11 protein-coding genes are annotated in these 11,473 nt (G+C 43.8%); all 11 read left to right on the forward strand.

What is annotated here, in order from left to right:
* The first annotated feature begins 11 nt into the window (after positions 1 to 11).
* The 11 genes from BXO87_RS14985 to BXO87_RS15035 all read left to right on the forward strand — a co-directional run bounded on the left by BXO87_RS14985 (position 12) and on the right by BXO87_RS15035 (position 11,443).
* Entirely contained in the window at positions 12 to 1,304 is a 1,293-nt protein-coding gene (locus BXO87_RS14985) for a phage major capsid protein (protein ID WP_038458896.1), read from the forward strand.
* 22 nt (positions 1,305 to 1,326) lie between these two features.
* Entirely contained in the window at positions 1,327 to 1,743 is a 417-nt protein-coding gene (locus tag BXO87_RS14990; protein WP_038458894.1) for a collagen-like triple helix repeat-containing protein, read from the forward strand.
* A 17-nt stretch (positions 1,744 to 1,760) separates the two neighbouring features.
* On the forward strand, positions 1,761 to 2,063 hold the full coding sequence (locus tag BXO87_RS14995) for a head-tail connector protein (RefSeq protein WP_038458892.1): 303 nt from the start codon (positions 1,761 to 1,763) through the stop codon (positions 2,061 to 2,063).
* Entirely contained in the window at positions 2,053 to 2,367 is a 315-nt protein-coding gene (locus tag BXO87_RS15000) for a phage head closure protein (protein ID WP_038458890.1), read from the forward strand. The genes BXO87_RS14995 and BXO87_RS15000 overlap by 11 nt, the downstream gene beginning before the upstream one ends.
* Entirely contained in the window at positions 2,368 to 2,766 is a 399-nt protein-coding gene (locus BXO87_RS15005; protein WP_038458888.1) for an HK97-gp10 family putative phage morphogenesis protein, read from the forward strand.
* Complete coding sequence (gp17, locus tag BXO87_RS15010; protein WP_014418191.1) at positions 2,763 to 3,146, forward strand: tail completion protein gp17; 384 nt, start codon at positions 2,763 to 2,765, stop codon at positions 3,144 to 3,146. Before BXO87_RS15005 ends, gp17 begins: the two co-directional genes overlap by 4 nt.
* A 14-nt stretch (positions 3,147 to 3,160) precedes the next feature.
* Positions 3,161 to 3,769 carry a major tail protein gene (locus BXO87_RS15015; protein ID WP_014418190.1) on the forward strand — a complete coding sequence of 203 codons (609 nt, stop codon included), beginning with the start codon at positions 3,161 to 3,163 and terminating at the stop codon, positions 3,767 to 3,769.
* Between the two features lie 61 nt (positions 3,770 to 3,830).
* Complete coding sequence (gene gpG / locus BXO87_RS15020; protein WP_014418189.1) at positions 3,831 to 4,208, forward strand: phage tail assembly chaperone G; 378 nt, start codon at positions 3,831 to 3,833, stop codon at positions 4,206 to 4,208.
* Positions 4,209 to 4,404: 196 nt separating this feature from the next.
* A complete protein-coding gene (locus BXO87_RS15025; RefSeq protein WP_038458886.1) occupies positions 4,405 to 8,892 on the forward strand; it encodes a phage tail tape measure protein in 4,488 nt (1,495 codons plus the stop codon).
* Positions 8,886 to 9,725 carry a phage tail family protein gene (locus tag BXO87_RS15030; protein ID WP_038458884.1) on the forward strand — a complete coding sequence of 280 codons (840 nt, stop codon included), beginning with the start codon at positions 8,886 to 8,888 and terminating at the stop codon, positions 9,723 to 9,725. Before BXO87_RS15025 ends, BXO87_RS15030 begins: the two co-directional genes overlap by 7 nt.
* A 14-nt stretch (positions 9,726 to 9,739) precedes the next feature.
* A complete protein-coding gene (locus BXO87_RS15035) occupies positions 9,740 to 11,443 on the forward strand; it encodes a phage tail spike protein (protein ID WP_038458882.1) in 1,704 nt (567 codons plus the stop codon).
* Positions 11,444 to 11,473: the final 30 nt, after the last annotated feature.

Here is an 11,473-nt window from a genome sequence, read left to right on the forward strand (position 1 = left end):
AGGATACCCGAATGCCAGTAGCAATGACAAAAAAGGAACGTGAATTAAGACAAAAATTCACACAAAAGAAACAAGAGGCTTCAAATCTTTTGGAGGATGGAAAGCCTGAAGAAGCTCGCAGCATGCTTGAAGAAGCAAAAGAGCTGCAGAGTCAAATTGAATTAATGACAGAGGGCCGCAGTTTAGAACTTCCGGAGATTGGTGAGGAACGTAACTTTGCTGCAGAAATCAAAAGTGAACCAAAGAAAGAGACGGAAGATCGTAATATCTTAACAGCGACGAAAGAATACCGGGAAGCGTGGTTGAAGGTGCTAACCGGCCGCAGCCATGATCTTGAAACAGAAGAACGAAACATGATGGAACGCGTTTTGAAAGAAAACCGTTCATTATCTGCAGGCAGCGATAAAGATGGCGGCTATACAGTGCCGGATGATATTTCAAAAGAAATTTTGAAATCTATCCAGGAACTAAACTCTGTTCGTAATCTGATCCGTGTTGTTCCGAAAACTGCGCCATCCGGAAATTATACGGTTCGTAAAGGCGTTGCCGGAAAACTTTATAACACAGCGGAGAAAGAACAGATTAAAGAACTGAAGAATATGGAATTTGATCAAATTTGGTATAACGTCAAGAAATTCGCCGGAATCATGCCTGTTTCCAGTGAGTTGTTAAATGATTCATTTGTAAATTTTGTTCAAGAGATCGTGGACTGGCTGTCTGAATCAGCCGTTGTAACAGAGAATGATGAAATTTTTTATGGAGACGGCGGAGAGAAAAACGTTGAAGGTATCATTAGCAGCGGCAAATTCAAGTCTATTAAAGCACCGTCACTCATTACGATTAAGTTTTTAAGAAAAGTGAAAAACCAAATTAAGCGCGGTTATCGACGTAACGCTGTTTGGGTGATGAATACTGAAGCATTTGAAACGCTAGCAAATATCGAAGACAAAAACGGCCGCGGCATTTTAGCGGAGGATCCAAGAAATGAGGATAATTTCTTGCTATTTGGGCGTCCGGTTGAAATCTATGATGAAGTCCTGACGGATGATAAAACACAGAAAACACACATTCTTTTCGGCGACTTTAAACGCGGCTATTTCATGTTTGATCGTCAAAAATTTGAAATCAAATCTACAGATGTTGGCGGAGATGCCTTTCTTACGGATCAGACATATTTCCGCGGTATTGAGCGGTTCGACGGAAAAGTAGTGGATCCAGAAGCTGCAATCATTGTAACTGATCTTGTTGTTGGTGAGGATGCAAAAGTGGAAACACCTGAACAATCTGCTGATCTTGGAAACTAATACTGAAAGGATTGATTAAAAGATGGCAAAACTAAACAACATTCTAAACGAAAGTAACGGTGTGCTAACGTCAGCAAGAGACAACGGGGAAGGAGCGCCTATTACGGATATTTCTGTTGCTGACAATAGCGAAGAAAACCCACTCTTTGTAAAGGGGCTTAAAGGGGATCCGGGTGAACAAGGACCGCAGGGGGAACCTGGTCCTGCTGGTCCGAAAGGTGAAACAGGCGAGCAAGGTCCTAAAGGCGAAAAAGGTGATCCAGCAGTTATTGATGAGGGCAGCATTGTACATGAAATGCTTGCTGACAAATCAGTTCGCAGCAATAACATTGGAACAGGCAGCGTCATGATGGATCATCTGAACAGTGAAGTGAAGGCTGTGCTTGATGGAATGCAAAAACAAATTGATGAACTGAAATCTACCACTCCTGCAGAATGAAAGGCAGGTGATGCCAGATGACAGAAGCTGAAAAAATAGAATTAGAAAAAGCGAAAAAATTCCTCCGGGTTGATGGTGACCTGGAGGACGATTTAATTCTCACGTTCATTGCCTCCGCAAAAGAATACATCACTTCGGCAACGGGCCTTGCTTTTCCCAATCAATCAGCCCGGGCCGCCATGTGCGTAAATGCTTTTGTGGCACATTGGTATGAGAACAGGGAAATAGCTGGTACAACATCTAATTTAGACGGTGTGCTGACCTCGTTAATCAATCAGCTGAAATATACATTGCCGGGGAGGGCGTCAGATGCTGAATGATATGCGTTACCGCATTCAATTTCAAAAAAAGAAGCCCGGCGGCCGTCTGCCTGTTGAGGGAAATGATAAGTGGGAAACAGTTATTGAATGCTGGGCAAAGGCGGAGGGTTTAAAGGGCCGGGAATATTATGCTGCAGCGGCCATACAAAAAGAAAAAACAGTTCAATTTACAATCCGGCACCGTGAAGATATCAATGAGCATATGCGAATCGTTTTTCAGGGAAAAACATACGAAATTGATGCTATCTTGCCGAACTATTCGCGTCGCCATTTTATTACGATCAAGGCAAACGTGGTGAGTTAAATGAATTTCGAACTGGAATTGAAAGGTTTTAGAGAATTGGAGTCCACTTTCGCAGAACTGGCCCGTAAGGATGAAAAGATTCATAAAGCAGCAGTAAAAGCCGGAGGGGCTGTTTTGGCAGCGGAAATTAATGAGGAAGCTCCGCGCTCTTCCATTGGCGGAAGTCATCCGCACATTGACGATGATATTATAGTCGGCAGCCGTATCAGGCGGGACGAAGACGGAGAGATATACGCAGTTGTAGGCCCTACAAAAGATACAAAATTCCGTGTTCACTTGCCAGAATTCGGTACGCTCCATCAGGCTGCCAATCCATTTATTCACCGGAGTATGGTAAAGGCGAATGGCAAGATGCTTGATGCAATGGAAAAAGTCATAAAGGCAGGCTTTAAACTGTGAATCTAGTAGAAAGATCATCACAACTAAAAAATAAAGTATTTGAAGCGCTGGAAAAAGATCCAGCGCTTTTAATGCTGACTGGCCCTGAAAACATCTATGAACTGGCCGTGCCAGAAGGTTTGGAAAGCCAACCACCTTACATTGTGGTTCAAGAATTAGAGTACAGAACGACTGAATGGGCAGACGGGCATCCAATTAAAGATAGTACTTTGTATCAAATTGATGTGTATCACAACCAGTCTTGTGATCCAATTATGGCGGCTATCTTGGATGTTATGGGAAAACTGGATTTTCAAACGACAGTTCTTATCAATGAATTTCTACAATCAGAGCGCCTCATTCGGAAAGGTTATCGGTTTGAGGCAAACATTTTACTATAATCGGAGGGTTTATGATGCCTGAATACAGCTCAATGGTGGGATTAGAAGGCGTTCAATACGCACCATTAAAAAAAGAAAACGGCTTGTGGGTTGCCAGCAAGATTGTCGACTATCCACATGCGATAAATGCAAAGATGGCAACTGATTCATCTACAGAAAAGCAGTATGCTGATAACAAGGTAGTTGACCTTGCTGTTTCAACTGGTTCAACGAAATTAGACTTAGAGATGAGAGATGTTCCGCCAGAACACCTTGTCAATTTGTTTGGGATAGAGGAAACCACAGACGGACTGTATTTATTTAAGAAGAATGTTACTCCGCCTTGGATTGCTATGACTTTCTTTGGTGTGAAAGCTAATGGAAAAAGACGATATGTCGGCTTAGTCCAAGGTCGGTTTACGCTGCCTGATGACGACTGGAATACAAAAAAAGAAAAAGTGGACTTTCAAACTTCTAAGTTGTCAGCTGAATTTCTTGAAAGAGACCAAGATGATGTATATAAAGTGATCGCGGATGAAGATGCTCCTAATTTCGATTTAGATAAGTTTTATGAAAAAGTGTATGGCAGTGCCTATACATCATCCACTGCCGATCAAAAAACAAGTACAGATCTAGGTGCTTAACTTAGGGATTAGGGAAGCTTAAGAGCTTCCCTTTGTATTCGCATGAAAAGGAGGAGTCAACATGGCTCAAAAACATATTTCTATTAAACTATGGTTCGAAGATGAAAAGAAATTTAAAACATTTATTGCACCCCGGACCAATACAAAAACACTTCTTGAAGCATTACGATTAAATGCAGAAGCGGAAAAAACAGCGGATAATTTGGAGAAAAGCATCAAAATCCTCGAAAAACAGCTGCAATTTATTGTTGGGATATTCCGCAATCAATTTACTTATGATCAATTATTTGAGGGGCTGGAATCTTTTGAAGTGGCGAAAGAAGTGAGCCGCATTCTCTCGGAAGTTGCCGGCTATAAAGAAATTGAGGCTGCTGATCAGGATTTTTTGCCGGAACAGACGGAGAAGAATACACCTACGAGCGCGGAATCGAGCAAATAAATGAAATTTACGCCACTCTCCTGCAACAAGGGTGGAGTATGAACGCAATTGACGAGATGGACATATATCACTATTTAGAGATATTGACAGAAACCAATAAACCAGAAGAAGTGAAATTTGAAGATGTCTTCTTTTAGACGGGCTTATAGCCTGTCTTTTTTGTTGAATCTTTGCCAGGAAAGCGGGGTGGATACATATGGCTCAACCTATAGGAAATATGGTCGTTAAGGTCGGTCTTGATGATACAGGGTTTAACCGGGGTATTGAAGGCTTAAAAAGGCAGATGCGCCTGGCAAATTCAGAAATGAAGGCAGCCGGGAGCATTTATAAAAATGCTGGCAACCAATCAAAGCTCTTGCAATCACAGATGGAGGGCTTAAGCAATAAGTATAAGATACAAGGCAGATTAGTCCAAGAACACCGTCAACGGTATGAAGAACTGGTCAGGCAGAAAGGAAAAGACAACCGAGAGACACAGATTCAAGCGCGGCGTTTGAATGATGCTATTGCGGTCCATGAGAATCTCGGAAAAGAGCTGAATGAAGTCGGCAAAGAGTTTCAAACCATGTCAGACAGCAGCAGTCGGGCTGCAGGCGTTTTTTCTGTTTTTAAAAAGGATTCAAAGAATGTATCAGAAGAGCTGAACGCTGTTTATAAATCCGCAACAGCCACAGGAAAGGCGTTAGCGGGGATTGGTGCCGCCGGAGCGCTTGGGATTGGTGCAACCGTTAAGGCCGCAGCGAGCTTCGAGAAAGATATGAGCCGTGTCGCCGCCTTGGCGAACGCAACGAACGATCAATTGGCATCATTAACAGAAACAGCCCGTCATCTTGGCGCCGTCACACAGTATACGGATGGACAAGTAGCCGAAGGCATGCAGTATTTAGCGATGGCCGGATATAAGACGAATCAAATTATCGGCGCTATGCCCGGCTTGCTTGCGACGGCAGCCGCCGGACAAACTGACCTCGGCGTAACGGCTGATATCGTTTCTGACATCTTAACCGAATTTCATATTAAGGCAGAGGACACGAACCGTGTTGCCGATGCAATGACGTATACGTTCACGAACTCCAATGCCACTTTGCAGGAGATTGGTCAAACGATGAAATATGCGGCTCCGGCTGCTAAAACAGCAGGTCTCAGTATGGAAGAGTTGGCCGCGGCAACCGGTATTCTGGCAAACAGCGGAATAAAGGCAGACATGGCAGGTACAGCACTTCGATCGACGCTTACTCGTTTAGCGGCTCCGCCTAAACCTGCGGCTTCGGCTATTGAAGAATTAGGTTTAAAAGTGACAGACTCTACCGGAAAGATGCGCCCGCTGGCCGACATCATGGGGCAGATCACAGAGAAAACAAAAAATTATACTGAAACAGAACAGATCCGGATCGCTAAACAGCTGGCCGGACAACATGCTATATCTGGATTTATCACGCTCATGCATGCAGGTAAAGATAAGCTGGAAGAATTCACAAAGGAAATAGAAAACAGCGGCGGTATTGCTGAAAAAGTGGCTGACACGCAGATGGACAACCTGGCCGGATCTGTAGAATATCTGAAATCTGCAACAAACAACGCCGTCATCACCATGGGAAACCAGTTTATACCGATCATCAGAGCTGCTACTGACGGCCTGACTTCATTAGTAACATGGTTTGATTCTTTACCACACTCTGTGGCGAGCACCATCGCTATTACAGGTGGAGCAGTTACGGTATTTTCTCTTTTGGGCGGGGCTTTTCTGCTGGTACTTGGAGCTTTACCGAGGATCGCCGCAGGTTGGAATATGCTCCGCACGGCCGGAGGATATTTAACCGGTAACGTCAATCGGGCATCTGCAAGTCTCGGCGTTTATACGACTGAAGCTGTTGCGGCAGGTGTTGCATCCCGAACAGCGGCAGCTGGTATTGCGACAACTTCCACTGCGGCAACGGTAGCAGCCACCCGAATGGAAAGGCTCAACCAAACAAACGCCGTGGCAGTGACGCGAGTGGGCCGGCTGGAGCAATCGACAAATAGAAGCTCGAAAGCGATGCGCGGACTTGGCGGCGCTTCCCGTGTGGCCGGTACTGGTCTAACTCTTTTCGGCGGTCCAATCGGAACAATTGCCGGACTCGTTCTTACTTTTGCTCCTGAACTGTTAAAGTTCGGTGCCGGAATTATCAAAACCGGATTAAATGCCGTAAAAGGGGCGGGCGGATTTATGCAACTTGCTAAAAGCGGTTTCGGTCTCTTTAACATACTCAAAAAAGGCACTGCCGTTGTCGGTCTTTTACGTGGCGGACTCGGATTGTTAGGCGGACCAGTCGGTGCGCTTATTACGGGGGTGACTCTTTTAGGTGATGCCGGGTTTAAGTATTACGACAATTTAAAGAAACGAGTGCTCCCGGCAACAATTGAATTTGGAGACGGTGTATCAAAATCCACAGCAAAAGCTGTAAACGCCTATGAAGACATGAACATAGAGGTTACTGCTAAGCTGAACACCCTGAAAGCGACCAATACTACTATCACGAACGATATTGCAGATGACATGTCAAAGCGCTTTAAAGACATGGGAGATTCTTTGAAAAACGGATACAAAACCAGCGCTAACAATGCAACTAAAGTGCTGAAAGAATTTTATGCATCTAATAACGAAATGTCTGACAAAGAAGAAAATAAAATCATTGGCAAAATCGATGCCTATAACAAGAAAAAACAAAAAAAGATCCAAAAGTATGTTGACAGAGTGGATGAAATTTATAGAACTGCTGCCCGTGAAAATCGGGAAACTACAGACAAAGAAAATAAAGAAATAGCTAAAATTCAAGGCGAAATGCTTGCTGAAATGGAGACTGCACTTTCACGAAGCAAGGCTGAGCAGATAAAGATATCTAAAAAGCTAAAAGAAGAGACGTCTAATCTTTCTGCTAAACAAGCGGCTGCTGTTATAAAAGACAGTAACAAGGCAAAAGAGAAAACAATTAAAGCAGCTGAGAAACAACGTGATGCTGTTATTGATGCCGCTGATGAGCAGCGTTATGTAAAAGGATCAATTTCTCAAAAAGAGCACGATAAAACCGTTAAAAACGCAAGGAGTCAGGCCAAAAAGACAATTAATGAAGCAGAGAAAACTCACAAAGGTGTCGTAAAGGAAGCGAAGAAGCAAGCTGAAGGGCATATTGATCAGGTTGATTGGGAAACAGGAGAAGTGCTCGGGAAATGGGATCTATTCAAAGTTGATTTGGCAACCAAAGTAAATGCCATTACTGATGGGATAAATGCATTTTTAAAATTTGTTCATGCGCCTACAATTCCAGAATGGAAACCAGCAGGGTACGATAGTCGCCAGTCTTCCACAATGCAAATTGCACCAGGCTTAGCCTATGCCAAAGGAACAGACTTCCACCCAGGCGGCCGGGCATTAGTCGGCGAAGAAGGATGGGAGCTTGCTCACACGCCCGGTATCGGCACTTACATTGTCGGAATGGGCGGCCCGCAAGTGTGGGATCTTCCGCGTGGTACGTCTGTTCTTCCGCACGCTCAGTCGAAAGAAGCAGCCGCCACAGGGCTTCCCGGTTATGCAAATGGGGTTGGAAACTTCTTCAAAAATGCGTTTGAGGGGTCGAAAAAGCTGGTGAAAGGCGCTGTCTCTGTCGGCAAGAATGTCATTGGCAAAACGAAGGACGTCGCCTCTGACGTTATGGATATGATTATCAAAGGACCGCAAAAGATAATCAGCAGCATTTTCAAAGGCATGATCCCGTTTAAAACAGGAACCGGTATAGATGGATTAGGGACTGGTATTCTCAAAACGCTAAAAAGCGGTGCCCTTCAATTCTTAAAAGGGGTCTTGCCGGATGTGGGATTTTTTACGGCCGATGCCTACAAAGGCGCAACAGGGTCTGCTCAGGTGCAAAAATGGGTAACGGAAGCCGTCGGCATCGCTGGTGTCCCGTTTTCATGGATTCCCGGCTTAATCACGGTTGCCATGAAAGAGTCAGGAGGTAATCCGAATGCCATTAACCTTACAGATTCCAATGCAAGAGCAGGAAATCCGTCAAGGGGGTTAATGCAGACCATTCCGAGTACGTTTTCTTCTAACGCATTTCCGGGTCATAACAACATACTTAATCCGGTGGACAACATTCTGGCGGCCATTAATTACATCAAAGGGCGATATGGAGATATATCAAATCATCCCGGCTTGAAATCAATGGCGCGCGGCGGCCCGTATGTGGGGTATGCAAAGGGCGGTACTTCTCCGGGGCGCGGCGGCTCCAAGCTCGCTGTCCTCAACGAAAGAGGATACGATGAAACCACCATTACGAAAGATCCTGCATACCGCGAAAGGAATATCGGATTGTGGGCGCGGGTTGGACGTGAGCTTGGCGTACTGCCTTCACTGCAAGAAGGGATGATCTCAAAGGCATTGCTATTGCTTCAAAAAGTATCCGCGGCACAGCCTGAAAATGATAAAAGCCTCAATATTGATATGACTCGGGTCGTGGAGAATCAAGAGAGGCAAATCAGTATGATGGGGCAGCAGATCGACGCTCTCCAGCAGAACATTCAGCTACTGCAACAACTGGTCTTAAAAGATAACAATACCTATATTGACGGTGCTCGAGTAGACCAAACGAGTGCTGACCGATATAGAAGAAAACAATATAGAAACGGGGGTAAGCCGGCTTGGTAAAACTATATTTGGATTTTGATAACGGATTGGGGGAGCAGAGCCTTGACAGCTTGCTCCCTCAATTTGAAGTGTTGAGTTTTTTGGCGGAGGCGCCGGCTATCAATCGGGAAACAATTATGATCCCGCGGCGTCATGGTGTTATCTCAGCACAGCATCCACGTGATGTGACCTACTCATCAAGAAAAGTCACTGTAGAAATATATTTGAATTCGAAAATTCACAGTAATTTTTACATGCTTAGGCATCAGCTCTATGCTTTATTGGTAAAGCCATTTGCCTATTATATTTCTACTGACTTATGGCCGAATCGCCGTTTCCTTGTCACGTGTGATGGGAATTTCAGCATCCCCAAAGAAAAGGAGAAAACACATACTGTTTTTTCGGTCGAGTTTACCAATATTACCGGAATGGCAGAATCTAAACATTCAACCAAAACAGCGCAGACTCAGTCAGGAGAGAACTGGAACATCGGTATGAACCTGCAATCAGATGACAACCTGGCCTATTATTTTAAGAATCAGAAACGTTTCTCTGTCTTTAATTCCGGAGACGTCCAAATCAATCCATTAGATCACGCGTATAACGTCCTATTGAACGCCAAGGGGAAGAATGTAACGCTAATCAATCATACTAATGGCGAGAAATTAACGATTGAAAAAGAGTTGAAGAAGTCACAGCAGGTATCATTTTTAAAGCAATACGCGCTGCTCAATAATAAACCGATAAAAACATCTGGACGTCTGCCGAATCTCGAAATTGGCTGGAATGAGTTTGAAATTCAAAATGCCGATGATTTTGTCATAGAATTTGACACACGGTTTTACTACTTGTAAGGCAGGCGGTATATATGGCGAATACAGATTTTATTAAAGAGATTGCCGGCGACGCCCAGCAAATATATAAAAAGCACTGTATTCTCGCATCACTGATCATTGCGCAAGGATGCTTAGAAAGCGCTTGGGGCACAAGTGAATTGGCGACAAAAGGGCATAATCTTTTCGGTATGAAGGGCGAATACAACGGCCAATATGTCATTATGCAGACATGGGAAGTTATCAACGGAGAAAATGTACAAGTTCCGGCTAAATTCAGGAAATACCCTTCATGGAAAGAATCTATACAAGACTTGGCGAACCTGTACTTAAATGGCCTTAGCTGGGACAAAAACCATTATAAAGCTGTCGTCGGGGAAACAGACTATCAGAAAGCAACTGCGGCTCTCGTCAAAGCCGGGTATGCTACCGACCCAAATTACGCAACAAAATTGAACAGCCTCATTTTCACCTATAAATTAACGAAATATGATACAACCGAGGGAGTACCAGACGAACCGAGTAATCCGAGTACACCAGATCCTGAGCCAGACATACCAAGTAAAGAATATGATGGTAAAGACATTACGCTGAATCAAAATTTGCCGAAAGACGTTTATTTCCCTCAACTGCATGTTTCCAGCCAAGACGGAAATCAAGTGGTCGAAGTCATTGGTGCCGATCCGGATCTATTAGATGACACCACCGGAAAAAAAGATATTGAGTTTACGATCACTCGGACTGCTGATAATGGCATTGAATATGATTTGCTCATAAATGACAATATCCTTTATTTGGACGAAAAAAAATTCAACCATCAAAAATACTTTATTACGATGGTTGAGGTTGATCAGGAAAAAACACTCAGCAAGAAAGTTTCTGCAAGCCATGTTTTCGTTGCTGTTTTGAATAACCATTATGTAGAAGCGACGATCAGCGGCACACTGACTGTACGAAAAATGCTTGATTTCACATTGAAGGGGACGAAATTCTCTTACATTTTCAAAGACAAGGAAAGTGAATTTAAAAGTGTGGAGCAGGAGAATTTTGGTGATAAGTTCGCGAATGAGCTGATAAGCGAAATTGTGGAAGACTACGGCTTAGAGCTTGATGTGGATAATTACAAGATATACGTTTATAAAAAGATGGGAAAGCGTATCAATCACACTCTCGACTCTCGTTATAATATGCCCGGCATTAAAATTAAAACATCGACAGACGGCTGCTCTACCCGAGCACGGGGATACGGAGCAATAAAGGAAAACAGCAGCACCGACAGCAAAAAAACGGAGTACGTCTTTGAGCCGGTCCTTTACAAGCACCCTGACGAAAATAAGTTCCTGCTTGATGGCATGCCGCGGTGGGCTGAGCCACTGCGCGACGAGCGCTATAAAAAAGAGTCCAGCATGATGGAGGCGCTTAAAAAATACGTGAATCCTTACCCGAAAATGGAGATCGAAGTGGATTATGAATACATCTATGAGCCAAAGCTTCTTGACATACAAGATGATTTTTGGAAAGGAGACACACTTCATGTGTTGGCTGATACAGTTTATGGCGTAACCTATGAAGACGATGTCCGGCTGCTTTCCATTCAATATAAGCCCTTAAATCCATATGCAAAGCCAACATTGAACTTTGCTAATTTCCGTAAAGATATTCAGGATATCCGGATGGAGCAAGAAAAGCGATTAAAAGATCAAAAGCGTTATGTACAAAAACTGAGAATGATGATTTAGAAGCGCTCTTTTTAAGAGTGTTTTTTATTT

It is taken from the genome of Bacillus sp. GZB, from assembly GCF_001975995.1.
Taxonomy (GTDB): domain Bacteria; phylum Bacillota; class Bacilli; order Bacillales; family Bacillaceae; genus Bacillus; species Bacillus velezensis.